This is a genomic window from Mucilaginibacter sp. UYNi724 (assembly GCF_054057495.1).
In genome coordinates, this window is the sequence record NZ_JBSRZI010000018.1 from 1 (window position 1) to 19,180 (window position 19,180).

General features: G+C 43.3%; 27 protein-coding genes and 3 tRNA genes. 7 read left to right on the plus strand and 23 right to left on the minus strand.

Annotated features, from left to right (window positions below; translation table 11 throughout):
- Positions 1 to 24: 24 nt before the first annotated feature.
- The 6 genes from ACVW0P_RS19800 to ACVW0P_RS19825 form a co-directional block, all read right to left on the minus strand.
- The gene (locus tag ACVW0P_RS19800) at positions 25 to 1,029 is read right to left on the minus strand and encodes a nucleotidyl transferase AbiEii/AbiGii toxin family protein (RefSeq protein ID WP_457133611.1); all 1,005 of its coding nucleotides are present in this window, start codon (positions 1,027 to 1,029) and stop codon (positions 25 to 27) included.
- On the minus strand, positions 1,013 to 1,633 hold the full coding sequence (locus tag ACVW0P_RS19805; RefSeq protein WP_457133612.1) for a DUF6088 family protein: 621 nt from the start codon (positions 1,631 to 1,633) through the stop codon (positions 1,013 to 1,015). Before ACVW0P_RS19805 ends, ACVW0P_RS19800 begins: the two co-directional genes overlap by 17 nt.
- 163 nt (positions 1,634 to 1,796) lie before the next feature.
- A complete protein-coding gene (locus ACVW0P_RS19810; protein ID WP_457133613.1) occupies positions 1,797 to 3,041 on the minus strand; it encodes a site-specific integrase in 1,245 nt (414 codons plus the stop codon).
- 302 nt (positions 3,042 to 3,343) lie between these two features.
- Positions 3,344 to 3,416, minus strand: a tRNA-Lys gene (locus tag ACVW0P_RS19815).
- A 132-nt stretch (positions 3,417 to 3,548) separates the two neighbouring features.
- Complete coding sequence (locus ACVW0P_RS19820) at positions 3,549 to 4,556, minus strand: WD40/YVTN/BNR-like repeat-containing protein (RefSeq protein ID WP_457133614.1); 1,008 nt, start codon at positions 4,554 to 4,556, stop codon at positions 3,549 to 3,551.
- Positions 4,556 to 4,990, minus strand: coding sequence for a DUF2147 domain-containing protein (locus ACVW0P_RS19825; RefSeq protein WP_457133615.1), 435 nt, complete (start codon positions 4,988 to 4,990; stop codon positions 4,556 to 4,558). Before ACVW0P_RS19825 ends, ACVW0P_RS19820 begins: the two co-directional genes overlap by 1 nt.
- Before the next feature lie 119 nt (positions 4,991 to 5,109).
- On the opposite strand from ACVW0P_RS19825, the gene ACVW0P_RS19830 reads away from it, so the two are divergent.
- Together ACVW0P_RS19830 and ACVW0P_RS19835 are read left to right on the plus strand one after the other, a co-directional pair.
- A tRNA-Leu gene (locus tag ACVW0P_RS19830) sits at positions 5,110 to 5,193 on the plus strand.
- Between the two features lie 126 nt (positions 5,194 to 5,319).
- Positions 5,320 to 5,403: transfer RNA gene (locus ACVW0P_RS19835), tRNA-Leu, on the plus strand.
- Between the two features lie 14 nt (positions 5,404 to 5,417).
- Here ACVW0P_RS19835 and ACVW0P_RS19840 read toward each other — a convergent pair.
- The 15 genes from ACVW0P_RS19840 to ACVW0P_RS19910 all read right to left on the minus strand — a co-directional run bounded on the left by ACVW0P_RS19840 (position 5,418) and on the right by ACVW0P_RS19910 (position 14,312).
- Entirely contained in the window at positions 5,418 to 5,873 is a 456-nt protein-coding gene (locus ACVW0P_RS19840) for a hypothetical protein (protein WP_457133616.1), read from the minus strand.
- Position 5,874: 1 nt separating this feature from the next.
- A complete protein-coding gene (locus tag ACVW0P_RS19845) occupies positions 5,875 to 6,126 on the minus strand; it encodes a hypothetical protein (protein WP_457133617.1) in 252 nt (83 codons plus the stop codon).
- Positions 6,123 to 6,590, minus strand: a complete 468-nt coding sequence (locus ACVW0P_RS19850; RefSeq protein WP_457133618.1) for a lysozyme — start codon at positions 6,588 to 6,590, stop codon at positions 6,123 to 6,125. Before ACVW0P_RS19850 ends, ACVW0P_RS19845 begins: the two co-directional genes overlap by 4 nt.
- Positions 6,574 to 6,816, minus strand: coding sequence for a hypothetical protein (locus tag ACVW0P_RS19855; RefSeq protein ID WP_457133619.1), 243 nt, complete (start codon positions 6,814 to 6,816; stop codon positions 6,574 to 6,576). Before ACVW0P_RS19855 ends, ACVW0P_RS19850 begins: the two co-directional genes overlap by 17 nt.
- Before the next feature lie 170 nt (positions 6,817 to 6,986).
- Positions 6,987 to 7,796, minus strand: coding sequence for a sialate O-acetylesterase (locus tag ACVW0P_RS19860; protein WP_457133620.1), 810 nt, complete (start codon positions 7,794 to 7,796; stop codon positions 6,987 to 6,989).
- A 2-nt stretch (positions 7,797 to 7,798) separates the two neighbouring features.
- Entirely contained in the window at positions 7,799 to 10,090 is a 2,292-nt protein-coding gene (locus tag ACVW0P_RS19865; protein WP_457133621.1) for a collagen-like triple helix repeat-containing protein, read from the minus strand.
- Positions 10,090 to 10,704 (minus strand): DUF6712 family protein, encoded by a 615-nt coding sequence (locus tag ACVW0P_RS19870; RefSeq protein ID WP_457133622.1) that lies wholly within the window; start codon positions 10,702 to 10,704, stop codon positions 10,090 to 10,092. Before ACVW0P_RS19870 ends, ACVW0P_RS19865 begins: the two co-directional genes overlap by 1 nt.
- Before the next feature lie 86 nt (positions 10,705 to 10,790).
- Complete coding sequence (locus ACVW0P_RS19875; RefSeq protein WP_457133623.1) at positions 10,791 to 11,258, minus strand: hypothetical protein; 468 nt, start codon at positions 11,256 to 11,258, stop codon at positions 10,791 to 10,793.
- Complete coding sequence (locus ACVW0P_RS19880) at positions 11,245 to 11,496, minus strand: hypothetical protein (RefSeq protein WP_457133624.1); 252 nt, start codon at positions 11,494 to 11,496, stop codon at positions 11,245 to 11,247. The genes ACVW0P_RS19875 and ACVW0P_RS19880 overlap by 14 nt, the downstream gene beginning before the upstream one ends.
- 5 nt (positions 11,497 to 11,501) lie before the next feature.
- Positions 11,502 to 11,723, minus strand: coding sequence for a hypothetical protein (locus tag ACVW0P_RS19885; RefSeq protein ID WP_457133625.1), 222 nt, complete (start codon positions 11,721 to 11,723; stop codon positions 11,502 to 11,504).
- An 86-nt stretch (positions 11,724 to 11,809) separates the two neighbouring features.
- Positions 11,810 to 12,022, minus strand: coding sequence for a hypothetical protein (locus ACVW0P_RS19890; RefSeq protein ID WP_457133626.1), 213 nt, complete (start codon positions 12,020 to 12,022; stop codon positions 11,810 to 11,812).
- On the minus strand, positions 11,976 to 12,401 hold the full coding sequence (locus tag ACVW0P_RS19895) for a hypothetical protein (RefSeq protein WP_457133627.1): 426 nt from the start codon (positions 12,399 to 12,401) through the stop codon (positions 11,976 to 11,978). The genes ACVW0P_RS19890 and ACVW0P_RS19895 overlap by 47 nt, the downstream gene beginning before the upstream one ends.
- Before the next feature lie 120 nt (positions 12,402 to 12,521).
- Positions 12,522 to 13,478 carry a hypothetical protein gene (locus ACVW0P_RS19900; protein ID WP_457133628.1) on the minus strand — a complete coding sequence of 319 codons (957 nt, stop codon included), beginning with the start codon at positions 13,476 to 13,478 and terminating at the stop codon, positions 12,522 to 12,524.
- Positions 13,405 to 13,758: a hypothetical protein gene (locus ACVW0P_RS19905; protein ID WP_457133629.1), complete on the minus strand. Its 354-nt coding sequence runs from the start codon at positions 13,756 to 13,758 to the stop codon at positions 13,405 to 13,407. Before ACVW0P_RS19905 ends, ACVW0P_RS19900 begins: the two co-directional genes overlap by 74 nt.
- Positions 13,759 to 13,850: 92 nt before the next feature.
- Entirely contained in the window at positions 13,851 to 14,312 is a 462-nt protein-coding gene (locus ACVW0P_RS19910) for a terminase small subunit (protein WP_457133630.1), read from the minus strand.
- A gap of 439 nt (positions 14,313 to 14,751) precedes the next feature.
- Here ACVW0P_RS19910 and ACVW0P_RS19915 point away from each other — a divergent pair, with 439 nt between their 5' ends.
- The 3 genes from ACVW0P_RS19915 (at position 14,752) to ACVW0P_RS19925 (ending at position 16,205) form a co-directional block, all read left to right on the plus strand.
- Positions 14,752 to 15,342: a hypothetical protein gene (locus ACVW0P_RS19915; RefSeq protein WP_457133631.1), complete on the plus strand. Its 591-nt coding sequence runs from the start codon at positions 14,752 to 14,754 to the stop codon at positions 15,340 to 15,342.
- A gap of 124 nt (positions 15,343 to 15,466) precedes the next feature.
- Positions 15,467 to 15,763, plus strand: a complete 297-nt coding sequence (locus ACVW0P_RS19920; protein WP_354431413.1) for an RNA recognition motif domain-containing protein — start codon at positions 15,467 to 15,469, stop codon at positions 15,761 to 15,763.
- A 103-nt stretch (positions 15,764 to 15,866) separates the two neighbouring features.
- Entirely contained in the window at positions 15,867 to 16,205 is a 339-nt protein-coding gene (locus ACVW0P_RS19925; protein WP_354431412.1) for a hypothetical protein, read from the plus strand.
- A gap of 641 nt (positions 16,206 to 16,846) precedes the next feature.
- On the opposite strand, the gene ACVW0P_RS19930 is transcribed toward ACVW0P_RS19925, so the two are convergent.
- Both ACVW0P_RS19930 and ACVW0P_RS19935 read right to left on the minus strand, forming a co-directional pair.
- Entirely contained in the window at positions 16,847 to 17,263 is a 417-nt protein-coding gene (locus ACVW0P_RS19930) for a hypothetical protein (protein ID WP_457133632.1), read from the minus strand.
- 100 nt (positions 17,264 to 17,363) lie between these two features.
- Positions 17,364 to 17,549, minus strand: coding sequence for a hypothetical protein (locus ACVW0P_RS19935; protein WP_457133633.1), 186 nt, complete (start codon positions 17,547 to 17,549; stop codon positions 17,364 to 17,366).
- A 214-nt stretch (positions 17,550 to 17,763) separates the two neighbouring features.
- Between ACVW0P_RS19935 and ACVW0P_RS19940 the strand changes: the two genes are divergently transcribed.
- Together ACVW0P_RS19940 and ACVW0P_RS19945 are read left to right on the plus strand one after the other, a co-directional pair.
- Complete coding sequence (locus tag ACVW0P_RS19940; protein ID WP_354431409.1) at positions 17,764 to 18,459, plus strand: S24 family peptidase; 696 nt, start codon at positions 17,764 to 17,766, stop codon at positions 18,457 to 18,459.
- A gap of 220 nt (positions 18,460 to 18,679) precedes the next feature.
- Positions 18,680 to 19,180, plus strand: a complete 501-nt coding sequence (locus ACVW0P_RS19945) for an N-acetyltransferase family protein (protein ID WP_457133634.1) — start codon at positions 18,680 to 18,682, stop codon at positions 19,178 to 19,180.

Here is a 19,180-nt window from a genome sequence, read left to right on the forward strand (position 1 = left end):
TCAGTTTGCCCCGGAATGGGGTGGTCAATTTGACGCGGAATCACTGGTCACATTCCGCCGGAATTGGGTGGTCAATATCAGCGGTATATCCACATCATATATCATTTCCGCACGCATTTTAGCATAATCCTGTTCAAAAGCTTTTAAAATACCATCAGGAGGTATGAAATTTAACGTGGCCGGCTGGTGGGTATCATAGTCTACACCTGCTTTAAAGATCAGGTGCCTTCGGTGCTCAACGATGGTTTCATAATAGGTACGGTCTGCTAATGCCGCTTTCGCATGTTCAGTATCCATCATCCGCTCCAAGTCATAGAGATGCCGGGACATGCGTTCGTAAATAATGCGGTCAACTGGCCGCAGAAATTCCTCGTGCAACAAAAATATTTTTTCTAAAAAGGTTCTTTTGGGCTCAACAGTAGCTACGGGGAAATTTTCGCCCGACCAGGGAAAGCCGGGCATATATTCACCTAATAAAGACAATATAGGTCGTTCTACCGCCGCTTCATTCAACGAACGGGCGCTTACCTCTAATTTTACGCTATCCGCGATATATGGCAGCGGGTCAAGCAAAGAGCGGTAAGCGATACGCAAAGTTTGCGGATCAGTATCAGGAATAGTAGGGTTGACGGGGTCTGCTGTTACTGTTACAGCACCGTCAGGCACACCCAAATTTGCTAATTCTTTTTCCAGTGCTGCTTTTAAGGCGGTTGAAGTAAAATCACAGGCCACACGCTTCAATTTCTTAACCGCGTTTTTGCTGAGGTCTTCTTCAAACCCGAAGAAACTTCTGTCAACAGCCAAGTCGATATCTTCTGAAAAGCGTTCGATCAATTGCCAGCCTTTACTTAGCGATGTGCCGCCCTTGAAAGACAAATGTGGTGCAAACTTACTTTGGAATACCGCCTTCAATACGAGCGTTACCCACCAGTCCTTTTCAATGACTTTAGTAGACATGCCGCTTTTATTAGCGGCTTGCTGTATAGAGATCAGCCGGTCTTCGTCTGATAAACTAAGCCACTCGACCATTTAAAGGATGTTTTAGTAATTTAACAATAAAGTCGTTGATACGTGCGGGGGCAAGTTTAAGATCGTGATATAAATTATCAGTGGTTTCCTGATGCAACAATTGTTTGATGCGTTCTTCCATATCAGGATTTATCTGGCTGGTATTCATTTCTTCAAGCCCTTGAATCAATAAACTACTGATCGGGCCTCTCATACCGAATTTTTTTGGTGTAACTGGTTTAAATTTAACGCCGCCCTTCCCGATTTTGATCTGCCTTGCCTGACCATCGGTGATATATACCAGCCTTGCAGGGACTTGGGTTGATAAGCCTAATTTATTCAAAGCGTAAGCACCTGCCGGACGGATACGCATGTGTTCATGCGCGGCTACAGCTTCAGCTACTTCTTCCATAGAGGGGTATAGCTTGCCAAAAGTGGGATGTATCTTTGGCAGGAAATAAATGCCGTGAGCCAGCCTTTCTATTTTGCCGTCTTTTGTTAATCTTGATAAAGCCTGCCGGATAGCATCGTCGGTACCCACGCCACGAAAGTCCGCAGGGAATACGATAACACCTGGTTGAAAGGCATTTATTTGGTCTGATATTTCCTGATGAACAGAATTCATGTCACAAATTTATGTAAAAATGTGACAGTTTTATCTTTTTGTTTTTTGTGATCTATATTTAACGTCATTATTATCATCTGGATGAAACCGTGCAGAATACAAAACTCTCAGCAGTGCTGAGAGTTTTGAAACCATAATTTGGGATATAACTGTGAATCAATAATTATGAAACCTTTAACAGGCCTTGCTCGCCAAAGATTTTACTTTCCAATGCCATCATATTATTGCTGATTTTCCTCTTGGTGATCTTAGCATATTTTTGAGTTGACCGCAGATCCTTATGGCCTAACATTTTTCCTACCGTTTCAATTGGTACATCATTTTCAAGGGTAACCGTAGTCGCAAACGTATGTCTTGCCGTGTGCGTGGTGAGTTCCTTTTTAATGCCACAAATATTTGCCACCTCTTTTATATAAGCGTTATATCTAACATTGCTATTAACCGGAAGTAATTTGTTTTCATTCACACAATATTGATGGCTTTTATATTTTTCAATAATCTCCAATGCAATTGGTAATAATGGAACGGTTTCTTCGACCCCGGTTTTTTTTCGATCTTTTGTTATCCAAAGCTTGCCATCTAACCCAGTAAAAATATTAGCAGGTTCAAGATTATATACCGTTTCATAAGCGTAACCAGTAAAGCAACAAAACACATAAACATCCCGCACTTCGGCTAAACGTTCTACAGAAATTTCTTTTTCATACATTCCAACTAACTCGTGCATTTCAAGCGTTTCCCTGTCAGGGTCAATATAAGTGCATTTAAACCCTGAAATAGTATTATGTTTTATCCAGCCTTCATCAATTGCGCGATCAATAATTTGCTTCAACGTTTTTACATATTTCATGGCAGTATTATCACCGATGTTTTCCATTGTTAAATAATGGAAAAAATTTACAGCAAAAGCCATTTCAATATCTTCTAAGGGCATATCCGCCATCTTATATTTCTTTTTAAGGAAGTCCAGTACCTTATCTTTTAAGCGCTCATACCGAGCCAAAGTGCCATTTGTGCCTTTGTTTTTGCTAACCCTTTCTGCAAACTCATCATTGTGAAGCTTAAAAGCCTTCATTAAGGATTTTTGTAAAACCTGTTTAGGCATATAGGCTTCTTTGACCATAGCCGCAGTTACTCTCTTATTAACAGTTACAAGCTGATTATAATGCCTTTCCAATTCCACCCTGGTTTTGGCAACATAGCTATTAATAAGTTTATAATCTGGACAGTTCATTCCAGCTATAGCAGCCTTTTCATCCCACGCGTCAGGGTGTATTTTTTTTCCGGAGGAAAAACCGTCACGGTTACCATTAATGGTAATTCTAACCCAAATAGGAACCTGTCCGTCTTTGGAAGCCTTTTGGCGATTCAGCCAAAATAAAATTGATAGATCTTCATTTACTTTCATGAGATTTTTGTTTAAAAAATGAAACCATACGTTTTTAAACTGAAAATCAAACTGATACAATAGACCAGAATAAATTCGGTAACCTAATTTCGGAAAAAGGTATAGGTTACCGAATAGGTTACCGATTACTTGGAATTAGATTGTACTAACTTGCATTGAAATTTTTGAGAAAAGTGGAGAAATGGATTTGAAGAAAGTTGGTTTTTAACTCAAAAACCGCGTTTAAACAAAGAGAGCCCCTTTTTCAAGGGGCTCTCTCGCCAAAAAAAACAGATTCCGATCGATGTTGTATCACGGACTTGTGATCCCGCTGGGATTCGAACCCAGGACCCCAACATTAAAAGTGTTATGCTCTACCAGCTGAGCTACGGAATCATCCTTCTAACATTTTCGGTAGTGTTACCGTTTCCGTTTAAAGTGGTGCAAATATAGGATTAATAGATATACGGCGCAAGCCTAATTTAAATAAATTGTAAAGTTTATAATAAGTGCCTAAAACACACAATTTTAAAATTTAAATATTCCGAGTTTGCCGCGGTCGCCGGCCAATAAAACGAGGTTTCCATGCTTTGCCTTACGGCAAACGTTATAACTGGTGCCATCTATCTTAACCCATGTTTTGCCGCCATCTGCAGTTAGGTTGGTTCCGGGAGTGCCTGTCGACAAAAATTTATTGCTTTTTAAATACTCAACGCACGACTGATAACCCGCCGGCCCGATAACCGGGGTGTTATTTTTAAACTTAGCTTTTGCCCCGGGGATAACGTAGGCTACCGAGTCGGGTAGCTTATCTTTTGAATAATTACCGCCTACAACAATGGTTTGGTGTTTACCAAACGCAACCGAAAATGCGCCACGGCTTGCCACGCCATTAGTTAATGGCAATGCTTTATTAACCCAAACCATATCGCCAATTGGCGACATTAGCATACGGCTGTTACTACCACCGGTTACAATGGCAAGGAAACCCTCAGCTCGTAAGCAGGTGCCGCTGGCTGCGAAGGCTGCCTCATCTTTTAAAGCTGCAGGCGCGTTTTTAACCGGGGCCCAACTGTCGCCTGCATCGTCAGTTTCTAATAACAGGAACTTGCCGTTGATAGGATCGCCTAATACAAAGCCTTTTTTTGAATTGGCAAAATCCATCGCATCTAAAAAGTAGGTGCTGTCTGTTTGTTGAAATTTGGTTTCCCAGTGCCGCCCTCCGTCAACAGTTTTTAAGATATAAGCTGGCGAGCCGGACGCTATCATCACCGCCTCTTTGTCAGAAAATGCTTCGATGTCCCTAAAGTCTGATTTTTCGAAACCTTTAACTTGCTGCCAGGTCCAGTTTGTACCACCATCGGTTGTTAGGCCAACAGTACCTTTAGAGCCGCTCACCCATGCAACTTTATCATCTAAAACAGAAAGGCCCCGAAAGCTTACAGGTTTGTTTTGTTGGATAGGTGTAACGGTTTGGGCTTTGATACTTGCGCAAAACAGCGTAATCAATAACGCCAGTATGATCTTTAATCTCATTATTTTACTCGTTTCCAGATTTCGCTTCGGCCTAATAATGCTATGCCAATAAATCCGCGTATTTTTAAATTGTCGTCGTTTAAGGTCATTTTGCAACTATAGGTTTTGCCGTTTTTGGGGTCATAGATGGTGCCGTCTTCATAAACATTGTCGCCATCAAACACAAAATCCCTTAATAATTCCAGCCCCAACTTAGGGCGAGATTGTAACGCCTTGTCGGGATTTTGGTTATCCAGTTTAGGCTTACCGTTCGCCTCATTCGGAAATTTCATCCAGGTAAGCTTACCATAATATTTAGTGCCTTTTTTAAAGATCTGCACCTGGCCTTCGCCACTTGGGTTGATCCATTTACCTAAAATGGCATCAGCATTTTGCGCAGATGCAGCTAAAGAGCATACTGCTAAAAATAATATCAAACAGGCATTTTTTATCATGAATTTTATAATTGGTACCCGAAGTTACCCTTTGCGCGTGGTTTTACAAAGCAACGCCTTATTTTTTCAAATATTTTAGCCCCGCTGCGTAAAACAATTATATTTGCAACCTCTTGAATGCCCGGATGGCGAAATTGGTAAACGTTGCGGTCTCAGAAGCCGTTGAGAATTGTCTCTTGAGAGTTCGAGTCTCTCTTCGGGCACATACATTTAAGATACGAGATTAGAGATGTGAGGTATGAGAAAACTTGTGTCTCACAATTTTTTTGAAGAGATTTATTGATTTATACGCGTTGGTTTTAAATCTAACAATGGTATCTCAATCAAATGCCCGGGTGGCGAAATTGGCAGACGCACCACCTTGAGGGGGTGGCATTCGTAAGGATGTACGAGTTCGAATCTCGTTCCGGGCACTATACTGCAAAAATCAACTGCTTGTTGGTTTAAATTTGTTTTTATAATACCACTCAACTACGCAAACCCCGTCGCTCCAGGTCAATTCACCATCAGCAGCTACCCGGGCAATCATTACAGATAAATTATGCAAATAGGCAGATTTGACATTGCTATCTAAACCTTGCAGTGTTTTTACAGCGCATTTTATAATTTCTTCTGAATCTGTAAGTTCACCACATTTATCAGCAAGTTTTAAATTTGTTAAGATAACGGGTAATGCTGATCGTAGCGATTGCTTAATCTTATCATCAATATCGCCCGGAATAAGCGTGGTTAAAATATCAGACACGGGCGAATCAACAAATCTTTTTACGTTTTCTGTTACCGTAACTGCAATATGTACAGCCGACCTTATCTCTGACGGGAATTTGTTAAACAGGGATTGGATGGTGCCCCATATTTTCGAAAAGAACGATTTTATACTCATGTTATTGATGTTTTGCAGGTTTTATATCTTCCGTTTCGCGCTGTAAAACCGCAACCTGGCCTTCAAGTACTTTTAGCCGTATCTCGTTTACCCGCGTTTGTGATTGCTGATCGAGCTTTACTTCGTTTATATCGCCCTTAAGGCCAAAATAAGTCGTCATAACTGACGCTACGATACTTGCAGTGCTGACAATTGTGACAATGATATTCTTGATGGTGATGCCTTTTAGCTGGCTATGTTCTATAGATGTCATAATGATAAGAATAATGCGCGCTCCTGTTCGCGCCGTTGGATAAGTGTTTTAGAAACTACTTTTTTACCCGTGTGCGGGTCGGTTATTTTATTCCAGAGCAGGAATTGGTCAGCCGCGCCTTGGTAATCGCCGGCGTTTAGTTTTTTGAACAGGGTGGATGATCTGACAGCGCCTGTACCTACGTTATAGATGAACGAAACTAACGCGTCGAATTGATTTTGGGATAAATGAACCGTAGTGCCTTCATCGACAGCATCGATATAATCCATTAAAGTACTTTTTAATAAACTTTCTGCCTGGGCTGGATCGGCCAATTTATCGCCTTTTTTAACAGCCTTGCCATCAACGTACCTTGTTGAGCCATATCCAATTGTCCACACCCCGGCAATATCCTGGTACGAATTCAACCGCAACCCTTCGAAGTTTTTAATAATGGCAATGCCCCGTTTACTTAATGCTCTCATCTTGTTTAGTATTTAGAGGTTGATATTGTTTAACTACAAATTGAGCAACGATGGTAATGGTAGTACCTACCGAGATCATTATTGTGGTGAGTCTTGCTGGTATGCCTGCCACCTGTGTTAACGAAGTACCCAAACCAACCAACCCCAAACCAAATGCCTGGGCGCGTTTAAAAAATTTGGGTGTAGCGCTACTAATGCGCTCCCAAAGCGTGTATGTTTTTTCCATGATATTTATTGTTTTATGGTTGAAGGGAAATGCTTTGTAGGTTTCTTAGTGCGATTTAAATCGTTTTAAACTATGAGTTGGTAGGTTTATATTTGTTGGAAGGCTTATAACTATTGGATTTAGTAGTTGGATTCTAATTGGCGTTTCCCTTAATACGCCAATTTATTATATTATTTATTGAATTTTAAAAGTTCAAATATTCGCCTGCCTAATTCAATTTGTGAGTTAGCAAGAAGGTGATAACCCTCTCCAAGGGTATCGAAAGTCAAACCGTCACTATCAACCAAATTATAATTAGTTATCACTGCGCTGTTCTGTATTTTGGCTTGCCTGATGCGGTCATAGTAATCTGGTATTCCGCCACGCCGACTAATGAGTACAGAATATATTTTAAGGTTAGGTAAACTCATGTCAGTTTTAAACTGGTTTAAAAGAGCATATTCATTGGCTCTATATTGCACAGTAGACTGATTTTGAAACGCATCTTCTTCGCCTTGGTACCAAATAAAACCGCTTATAGTAGGTTTAAGACCTAAAATCGTTAATTTACTCATTGCAGTATTCACACAATCCTTTAATCCTTGAAAAAGGCTATTGGTTGTACCTGTGGCAATATTCCAGTTTGGGTTAGCGTTTTGTGATAGAGCAGTACCGCCCCATGCATATTTAATGATATAAATATTTTCATTCGTAAACTGCTGGTATAATCTTCCCATGCTAAGATCAGGCCCTACATTCAGAGAATTACTATCATTTACAATTGAAAAATTAGAATGACTTACTAATTGCTGATATTGAAAAATCCTATTAACCCCTGCTAACGCGCCAACATAGTTGGATGGCAAGGTCTCTAAAGCATATTGTTCACCACCTGCGTTACTCTGCCCTGCTACAATGATAACTTTGGTATCAAGAATGCTTGAATTGTTATCTCCATTTGCAAGATGTGATTGCGAAGTACTTCCAAAAAAATTGATCATAATTAGTTATTTGGTACCCAATTCACAGTTACCGATGCTGCCACAGTTATGTCGTGATAGTAGGCGGTGTTTGATTTTGCCTTAATCAATATTTTTTTATTGGTCTGATCTAATTCTATAAACGCACTCCAATCTGTTGCACCTGCTGATTTTTGCGATGCTGAAATTGTTGCACCAGTTCCATTTGTAAATGAAAGTGTGCCTGCACCATAATGATCTGCCACAACACCCGCAGTCATTATAAAAAAGGCATTGTCATAATAAGTGTAAGATCCGCTACTTGATGAGAGCCCAGTTGTAATTTCAAACACATAATACCCTCCTCCATATCCATTGTCTGTTAAAAAACTAAAAATTGTAATTGCATCTGTACTACCAGTTACTATAGTACCTTTCAATTGGTGTTTTTCAGAATAGAACCCATGTTGTATACCTATTGCAGGCTTTGATAATGATGAAGTCGCATCTATTCTTAGCATTTCGTTATAATCATTTGACACTGAGCCTATTCTGAGCTTGTTTAAGGAGCGATTACCATAAAAATCAGCTTTGAACATGATATCTGAACCAGTGCCACCTATAAGCTGAAAACCACCACCAACATCACTTGTGTCTATAGTTGGAGTATTAGTTACCGCATCCCTATAAAGCGTCATACCCAAACGTAACTTAAAATACTCTTTGCCATTGTTGTCTATAGCGTACCTAATTACATCTGTTTCAGATGCAGTAGTGGGGTCAACGTTAACAACTCTAAAGTGGTCGTAAAAAGGAAAAACCGTTCTACCATCCAACCTGTTTTTAATTAAAAAACCTGTTAATCCAGTAAGGTCAGCGAGCGCTTTTAAATCTGTATCAAATCGCCAACCTGTAGAACTGCCTGAATTAGAAGTGTCGTTAGTCCTAACCTTAGTCTTAAACCAGTTTGCTATATAATCAAAGGCACCGCCTATACCACTCCTATCTAAAAAGGTTGTTACATTCAATCCCGTATCGTCACCAAATTTGAAACCATCGGATCCTTTTAAATCACCTAACGCATCCCGGAATACAACCTGGCCGTTACTAACCGAATTTGCAGAAACCGAGTTTGCTATTTTTACCACACCATTGGCATCTATTTTTATATCCCCGGATGGTGTTACGGCTTTCGCTTTGTTTGTGGCATCGCCGATTGGAATTTTCCCGCTGGCTAAGTCGCCACCAATTAGCGCGCCACCGCCACCTCCCGAAGTGCCACCCTCAAAACTTATGGTTACCCTAACCTCAGTCGCAGAAACATAATTGAAATAGAGGTAATTGGTTTTGGTGTTGTCTACCGCGCCGCTAAGCACTTTAAAGGCACTACTAAAGGTTATAGTGTGCGTGCTGTTGCCAACTATTTTGGCCGAAATTGTTTTGCCTAACACATTGCCCGATGGCGCCAGCGTAAATGCGATATTAGCGGTTTGTGAAACCGCCATATATGCATCGTTATTGAAGATCAATTCAGGATTGAAATCTATTTCAATAGCTTCTGTACCACCGCTACCACCGCCAGCAGGGCCGGCGGGGCCTGTCGCGCCGTTTGCACCCGTCGCACCAATCGGCCCGGCGGGGCCGGTTACGCCTGTTGGGCCGGCCGGGCCTTGCGGGCCTGTTTCGCCCGTTTCGCCCGGTTGGCCTATTATGGCCACGCCGCTTCCCCAGTTGCCTGCTGTTTTAGGCCCGAATAGCTGGTAGGCATTGGTATTGATATAAAAATCGCCATCAGCCCCGGTGGCGGAGTTTGATGGATTGGACGTTCCGTTTAGGATCGTTCTACCATCAATTCCCGGAATCCCAATGCCGCCCGATTCGCCTCGTGCGCCTTGCGGGCCGGTTTGCATGGAAAACACCAGCGACCAGCTACCTGCGGCTTTATAGTAAAATATCCCCGTGCCGGTATCAATGTAGGTGTCGTAATTGTTACCGATGGCTGTGCCGGGCGCGCCAGATCCGTATAAAACGGTTCCGTCTTTAGCACCGTTGGCCGATGGTAATGTGTATTTTACCAACCAGGTGCCTGATACTTTTTGTGCAAATGAATTAGCAGCGGTGTTTATAAAAAGGTCGCCGTTTTTACCGGTGTTGTTTTGGGGGAGGGTGTTGCCAAAAGATACTGCTGCGCCACTGCTAATGCCCGAACTAACAAAATCTAACAGCGTGTTAAAGTTAAATTGGTAGTCGGTGCCGTTGTGTACCACAACAGATGTATCCGCTGCGGTAACAGCATTGAGTATGGGTAATTCGCTTATTTTTTTATCTGCTGCCATTAGTTTAAAAATTCGGTGATTAAGTGATCGGTGCCGAAATTATCAGCAGGGAAATTGAAATTTGTTTTGTCTACAGCGCGGATGCGCGGACCGGCTTGCCTGCTGCTTTTGTTGCGATGATTGTAATGCCATACCGGGAAGTCATCCCTGTGATCCATTAAGAATCTTTCGGTTTCGTTAGCGTAGGCGTTAGCGTTGCTGCGTTGCTGCTGTACCAGTTTTACCACATCCTTTTGTGCCAAAGCATCGGCATTGTCGTAGCGTTTGGTTACCGGGCCGGTGGCGGTATAGTGCACCGAGTCAACCTCTATGAAACGCGCGAAAGCGAAGTAGGCCAGCACCGGTTGCAGCCCCTGGTGTAGTACAATGTGGCCGTCGTCATCCAGGTATTCACAACCGTTTAGCAGGTCTTTGTAGTGCTGTGGGGCGTCTTCCTTAAGGTTGCCGTCGGCGTCCAGTTGCTTTATTAGGTCATAATATAAGATGTAACCTAAAAATGGTTTCAGGTCCAGTTCCTGAGCTTTTTGGATAAATACCTTTATCCGTTCGGGTTTTATGTTCGCGGCAATATCCTGGTATCGCTGCAAAGTTTCGGTGGTTATTAAATTTAACATGCAATGGTTCTCCTGTCCCCGCCAGCCGGCGGAGAATTTTTTAAATTCTTTATGATCTTGTTTCGTTTATTTCGCCGGCTGGCGTGTTAGGCGCACATGGCTTCGGCTTCTTCCTGTTTTAACCCGTAGGCATACACCAGGGCCGCTATTTTACTTTCGGCAGGTATGGCAGATTGCAGGAGCTGGTTGATACTTGCGCCGGCTTTAATGCCAATCACATCGTCAGCAACCGATGCCGGGATAGGTATAATAGTCCAGTTTGCGGATGTATTTACATCGGTATAAAAGTTACTGAACAAATCCTCCAGTGTCTCGCTTAGTTCCAACCTGTCGGCCGCGGTATTGTCATTAAATTCGCGGATGGCTTCTTTCTTTTCGCCGCCGTTGCTTAAGCCGGATGATTTTTCGGCATTGATGAGTTCCTTTGGGACCGAAAAGCCTTTGATGATGCGCGCCTCTACAGATCGCTCCGTGGTTTCAAAAAGCTTATCGTTGTTTTGGATGGCGTAGGGTTGAAAGTCGGGCTTCGCGCTTTCATCCTCATATTCTATCACGAGGATATCCGTATCTACGAGGGCCCGCAATACACCTGCCCAGCGAGGCATCCTCAAAACCATTGCCTGCAATAAATTTGGCCCGCTTGTTCCAGCAATCTTTGGCGGTAGGCGATTGGCCAACCAACTCCAGCATACGTTGCGGATAGGCGTTATCCATATCGTAGTTTAATATGCCGAAGGTTTGGTTTGGCCTTACCATTATGCGCCGTTCTATTTGTGGTAAGTAGGTTTTCATCGTAATTAGTGAGTTATTGATTTAGTGATTGGAGCGCCAATTAAACGTCTGGCCCGTCGCTTGCGCGGCTTTTCTTCTTCCGGACTTTCGATAAACAACCCCGCTATATGCGGATATCGCTGCAAGTACCATTCAGCCTCCTCGTCGGTAAGGTTATCGCTGCTGTGTACCGCTGCCGAACCGGGGGCAAACTGGTGCCTGCCTGGTTTTAAAATGTATTTTTTCATGGTAATTGGTTCGTGGTTAATAGATCATTCGCTTTATGAATGGTTAATAATCCATTACTTCGGATTATTAACCATTTGCTATTAAATTAACCTACCAGTTCTTCCAGCGCGGCAATGGTGCTGGCATAAGTAGCTGAGCCGGTTATCGGCGGGATAGATACCGCGCGTGGAGGATACGGCTCTTTCAACTTATCGGGGTTGGTCAATTTGATCTTGTAACCACCATCTAAAGTTTCGTCGGCTGCATTGCGCTCAGCCTCGGTTACTATCAGGCCGTTTACCGCGCCAAATAGCTCCACGGCCGAGTCGCCATCCTTGTGGTTGTTGATCGCAATGGCGCGCACACGGCCATAGCCCATAGCCCATAGCCATTATCTGCGTTTTAACATCGGTAGATAAACCCGCGATGTTGAAATCTATCTCCTCTGTATAGCGTGGGCCCACTTGTGTTTTGGCCAGCTTGCTCATGGTGTTGAAGCTGTTATTGGTGCCCTCGAATTTGTAAACCTTTGCTGTACCTACCGCGGTAATATCTTTAATAATAAGCGGGTTTAAGGTGTCGTACGTCAGCACGAAATCGTCCTGGTTAAAAATGTACACTACATCTTCGATACCCGAAGTAATTGGCTCGGCCGAGCCCAGGCTAAAGCCCGCGTTTATTTTATTGTAAATTGACATGTTGATTATTTAGTAATTTATTGAATTAGTGATTTTAAATAGTATCAAGTAGTTAGTATCAGGTATCTTTAATCTGATACTATGTCTCGATACTTGATACTAAACACCTGATACCGGGTACTACGCGCCCAGGTAAAACAGCTCGTTAGCGAATTTGAAGTTTACGGCCGCCTTCATGCGGGCTTTCATACGCACCACGTTATCGTTGGTGTAGGGCTTCATGTAAACGGTTGATAGTTCTGAGGCATCGCCCAAAAGATCCACACCAAGGAACAGGTTTGACGAGCGTGCACCTAATATGGTGTTGGCCTGCCAGTGGTTCATCAGTTGCAACGGTACGCCCAGGTAATCCATTTTCTTAGGATCGGTAAAGGCGTTTAATACGTTTACCGCTTTATCTGCCTGTGCCTGTGCATAGGCATAACCAACATGTAACGGGATCTGTAGGTTAAAGTCTTCCTGGCTGCGGTCTGCCGGGTCAAGCTGGGCGTAGATACCGGTTAGTACACCTAACACATTGCTTGCGTTAATGTAGCTGGCGGTTGCAGTTGATGCGCTGCCGCTAAACGTTGCCGCCTTGCGGGTGTTTATCTCGTTGTAGTTGCGCACCAGTTTAAAGGTAGTTGCGCTTAATACCTGGATAAAGTAGGATTGCCCCGCAACATCAATACCCGCGCCGCCGTTGGTGGTATCTTTTATAACGCCGGTTACCGCTGTTATGGTAACCACATCGCCATCGCGCAGGGTTGCGGTGCTGCTTACGGTTACTAAACCTAAGCCACTGACAGCGGTTACCGCCAAAGAGGTATCTGATTTGCCCAGGCCTACTTTGTACACGCCGCTTGCTGCCGCTATAGATGGCAATAAGCCCGTAAATGGTGCGGTGAACGCAGCTTCTTTAGTAGAGCCTTTGCCCAGCCAGTACAAGCGCTCGTTAGCTATTTGTATTTTGGTTAGGTAGCGTTGCACCATAAAGTCGCTCAGGTCAACCACGCCTTCGTAATCAAGGAAGGCGCCGGGTTTTAGCTGCTGGCTTTCCCATGATTGTACCAGCTTGTCCCATTGTTCCGCTGCCATTGCGGAACTCGAAGATCCTGTCGGTTTTATTATAGCCTTTTACAAGGCGTTTCAGAATGTCCGACTCATCGTAAATTTCCTGTGCATCGCGCAGCGCGCCCGATTTTAAATTGGGGATATCCTGCCCAACCACGGTGATGATCTGTTTTTCGGCTTGTACCGCCAGGCAAAAAAGCACCTGTTCTATCGCGTAGGTTTTGCCCGAACTGGTGCCGCCCTGGTTTATAACCACGTGGGCGGTAGCCCCGTAATTATGTTGGAATAGGGTAGACGTTTTCATTTATAGGTAATGTTAATGAATGGGCCTTTGGGAAGCCCGCGTATGGTTGGGGAGAAGAGGTATTGATTGCGTTTGTTTAAAAAAGAAAGACGCTAATTAAGCAAAACTTCTTTTTCCGCCGACGCCAGTTTGAAGCCGGAATTGACAACCTCTATCTTCATTGTTTTGGGAATCTCTGCTAATAATGTACCATCCGGTTTTTCGGCCCAGCCAAGGCTTTTCAACATAAAAATAGCACCCGTTGCAGATTGGTAATGCAATTTCTTTTCATACTCGGCCTCGATCCTTAAACGCGCCCTTTTTACATGGTTGGCAAATTCGCCGGTATGTTCGTAGGCCTCAAATTCGTTGCGACTGTTAAACCCAAGAAAAAGCGCCAGGCCCGATAGGGTGGGCGGTTCTGGCTCAACATCCCAAATCTTTTGGTAGGCAAGTTTGGTTTTGTCTTTGGAGGCCGCTTCGGGCAATAACTCCATGTGGAACTTGCCTTTTATAGATTCGAAATACCGGTTGATGCGCATGGTGTAACCACGGGCCGAATTGACACGTTTCATGATGTAAGCTTGTTTATGTATATAATGCCGATTGGCATTTGGTATATACAAAGATAACACTATTTCTTTAAATATACAATAAAATAAAGAAATATCTTTATACGTATTCTTTAGATTTTTATTTAAGGCTGTGTGCGGGTGTGCATTAAACTGAACAAAGTCTTCAGGACAATATCGCGGTAGATTATGGCTTTGGTAAGCAGGTTTATAAGGGGTTTTTGTAACCATTAAAGAAATAATTTAAACTTTTGCTAACGTTTGATATCCAACCATATATCCTTTAAAATAAATGATGAAATTTTGATGAAATTAGCCAACCTTTGGCATGTTTAATGCGTATACTCACTAAAGTTAAAAAGTGTTAAATAATTGCACTGAAACTATAGAAAACGCATAATTGCAAATATTTTTTATTTAGCTTTAACGCATCTATTAACCTATGGACTTAAAACGGTTTACTAATTGGTACTTTTCGCTTGTGTTGCTCCTTTCGGTGCTGCTTGTGTCGTGCCAAAAAGATTCCGGCGACCAACAGGTAGAGCAGAAGCAAATAGCCGTTGCTGCCGACAGCGTTATCAACGCAGCCTCGCCGGATAATTTCCTGGCAACCGAGGGTACGCTAACCATCACCATGCAAGATAGTGTTTACACATTTGATGCCGAAAAAGATTCGGTAGCGTTTGTGAACATGAACGTTGGTGAGAACAGGTATTTCGGAATTACAGCTATTAACAAGGCACATACCATGAGCTTCGGCGTAAGCTCTAAAGGCGCCGCTGCCGATAGCCTTACCAAGCCCGTTGCGGGCGGCCAGTTGCTAATGATGGCCGATGTGATCCACACCAAACAATTTACCCTTACCCAATACGCCGAGCCCGGCGATGCAGGTAAAATTAACCTTGACCAATACCGCCAAAAAGATGTGCTTGCAAAGGGTAGTTTTTTTACGTTCCTTTCTAAGGATGACGAGCCTAACTCGTCTCTTTACAGGGTAGAGGGCACCTTTGATCTGAAGCTTAAAAAGCGGTAATGCCATCCTCGTGTCGTAATGACACCTTATTGTAAAAAACAACTTACAAGCCTGCCATTTTGCCCCGCGTTAGCTGAAAATCGCCCTTTTTTACCTATCTTTACAGAAAAACAAAAGGAGATTAATGAAAGTATTTATTGGAGGCCTTCCGTTAGAAGTAAGTGAGGCCGAACTTAATGCGGTTTTTGGTGATTTTGGGCCGGTTAAGAGCCTAAGGATCGTTAAAGATCGTGAAACAAAAGAAAGCAGGGGCTTTGGATTTGTGGAGATGGTAAATGAGGATGAAGCTAAAGAAGCTATCCGCTGCATGAACGGCCAGAGCTATTATGGTAAACGTATAACAGTTAACATCGCTGAGGACAAAGGTCCGGGTTTTGGTGGTGGTGCTGGTGGTAACAGAGGTGGCTTTAGCCGCAACTAACCCCTAATATTTTCTTTGAAAATAAGATGAGTCCCGCAATGCCGGGACTTTTTTTATGCCCGGAATTTTTAAGTATGCTCAGCATTTTTTACTTTTGACTATTATGAAGGTTGGCGATAAAGTGATATGTATTAACGATAAAATTGATCCTGAAAAGAACGAGGAGATCCGCCGCGATTTCGAGATCTGGATCACCCGGGATAAGGAATATACCATCCGCGAAATACTTGATAATAACAACATCGTAACCGGCGTACTGCTTGATGAGGTACACAACTTTCCCAAATTTTTTAACCTCATCAACCGTTTCCAGGAACCTGCCTTCGCCATCTGGCGTTTCCGCAAACTCAACTACGCTACCAAACCTGCCGAAGAAGTAAGCGAAGTAGAGGAGTTGGTAGGGGTTGATGAAAAGCAAGAAGAGTTGGTTAAGACCAAGTAATTAAACTTCCCACTTTAATTTATTAATACTTATTGGTGCCAACTGTGCCTCCCCGGGGGTCATTGCTGAGCGTTAGCGTGGCAATTCGATCGAATAATCGTGGATTAGTTCTCCGTTAGGTAGGGGCTGTGGGTTACCATTTGGCCTGTGGATGTTCATTTTCTTTGCCTTAGCCGCAAAGAAAACGAACCAAAAGAAAAGGCCAAGTCAAAGCGACGCTTCCGCCCGCCCTGCCGGTTCTTAACGCTTTCTCGCCGCATGCGCGGACTTCGACGCTAAACCGACATTCCCGCCATACTCCCGGCCCGCCCGCTTTGACGTTTGGGCCACCGCTTTTAATAAAGAGCACTAAGAAAACCCCTTAATTCTAAAAATTCCGGTTCAGACAAACGAACGGACCGGTAGTTTTCTTAATGCGGCATTAGCGTGTTGTCGGATAGCACAGGCATTGCTTTACCACACCCTTTAACAGCGACACGGTACAGCCGCGTGTTTTTTCTTTGGTTCGTTTCTTTTTTGCGACAAAAAAGAAATGAACATCCACAGGCGCTAAGACGTAGAACTACCATTCCTAATGAAACACTAAAATACAACAGCCCATCATATCATATTTATGCTATAAATGCCATTTGGCATAATATCTACCAGCCTTTATCGATTGCCGCCTCTGTTTCTACCAACTGCGTTAATATAGCTTTTAGCATCGCTTCGCGGGCCCATTGTTGTTCTACCAAGGTAGCGTCCTGCTGGTACCAGGTAATGGCCTCGTTGATCTGTACGCGGGTTTTGTAAACAAACTGTTTGTTGGGGTGCACACGCTGGCCCTCGTAACTGTTCAGGTTTTCGGTAGTGATCACCTTGGCAAAGTTTTTCAGGCTGATATCCAGCTGCAGGCATTCATCCAGCGAGTTCTTGAAATCCTGCTTATCCTCCAGCCATAGGGTTAGGTGATCGTCGGTAAGGTCGTGGTCTGCAATGCAGATACGGCTGTAGTTGTAATCTACCGTGATGATGAGCCACCACAGCTGGTTTTTGATTTTTTGTGCGATTTTTATCATGATTATTTAGTTAGTTTCCCAATAGCTATCGGGATATTGATTAGTTTATGGTTAGAGATTATGGTTCATAGATAGAGCTGAGGTATTTAACTTTTCGCCTTTAACCTTTAACCTCCAAAAAAGGAGGTACCCATCCGGGGATATACTGCTGTATGGCGGCTATCTCCGCGCGGTATTTGTTGCAGGCGGTTTGGTAGCCCTTGTAGCGTTGAGTTATTTCATCGTTGATAAGGGTGGTTGTCCCGTTCTTTTTTTTAGTGCGCAGGGCGCAGTAGGCTACATGCATGGGTTATATATAATTTAGCTTATTTATTGTTGATCTTTAAAGTCCCCCTAACGGCGGAGACTTAGAGGGGTTAATAAAGTATATTCTTTAAGTTCTGTATGCATAATATTTGGATTGTTGATTTTTAGTTTTAAATTAGCAATTATCGAACGAACAAATATAAAGAAATATCTTTAATTATTTAAAGAAATATCTGTAATTATTTTTTATTGCTATGGATGACCTGTCAAAACCGAATAAAATAAAAACAGTAAGGCCTGAAACACTGGAGTTTATTATCCTGTACAACCAGTTGCGTGGTCGCGCTTTTAATAACAATAGCGAGCTGGCCGATGCCCTTGGTTTTAATTCGGCGAGTTCTATTACCGAGATCATCAAGAGCCGCCAAAACATCGACCCCGAAAAACTAAAGACCTTTAAAGAGAAATATGCGGAACACCTTGGCGGCGCGAAAAGGAACGCGGATAAACCCGCGGCCATGCATCGCGAAGAAGGCATCCCCATGTATGATATTATTGCTACGGCGTCGGGCGTGGAGGTGTATAACGATATAAACGATTCGCAATCGGTAGGCCGCATGAATTTCCCCGGGATAGAAGAATGCGATTTCGCCCTGCCGGTTTGGGGCCACTCGATGTACCCATACCTGGAGAATGGCTGCTGGGTTGCCCTCAAAACTATCAACGATAAAAAGATATTGCCAGGCGAAGTGTATTATATTGAATGGGGCGATTACCGCATGTACAAACGCCTGCTGGCCAGCGATAACCCCGAAGAAGTGATAGCGCACTCAGACAACGTAACAGAAATGGTTGCCGGCCGTTTAAAATATGCCCCGTTCCCCATCCGCATAGATGAAATTAAAAAACTATGCCTGGTGAAGGATATCCATAAAAAGCATAACCATTAGTGGATGTGCGGATATGCAGATGTGCGGATATGCAGATGTGCAGATGTGCAGATGAAAAGTCCGCAGTCCAAAAATAAAATAAAAAATCATGTCATTTCGAACGAGCGATAGCGAGGAGAAAACTTCTACGTGTGCATGTCGAAATTTGCAGGATGTTGAAATTTGTTACATGAGCATCAAAAAAAAATCCGGAATCTAAAATCGTAATTCTAAAATCAAAATGATTCGCCTTGCTACCCTAACCGATATTCCCGCCATCATGCTTGTTATAGCCGAAGTTGTGCCTATTATGCGTGCGGCCGGCAATTTCCAGTGGGACGATAAATACCCCAACCCACAAATTTTTGAGGATGATATTAACGCCGGCCAGCTTTGGGTGGCAGATGAAAATGGCGAAATTGCAGGCTTAACCGCCGTCACTACCGAGCAATATCCCGAGTACGCGCAGGTTGGCTTGGATATTACTGAAGAAGCGATTGTAACCCACCGGCTGGCGGTTAGTCCGCGGTTTAGGGGCAGGGGCTTAGCCGCCGATCTTCTTTACCAGGCCGAGGTTGTGGCGCTTGCCCGTGGCATCCACACTTTACGCATAGATACTAACTCGCAAAACCATGCTACGCAGCAGCTTTTCCCAAAATTGGGGTACTGTTTAAAAGGCGAAATAACGTTAGAATTTAGGCCGGGCCTCAGCTTTGTATGTTTCGAAAAACGGCTGGATTAA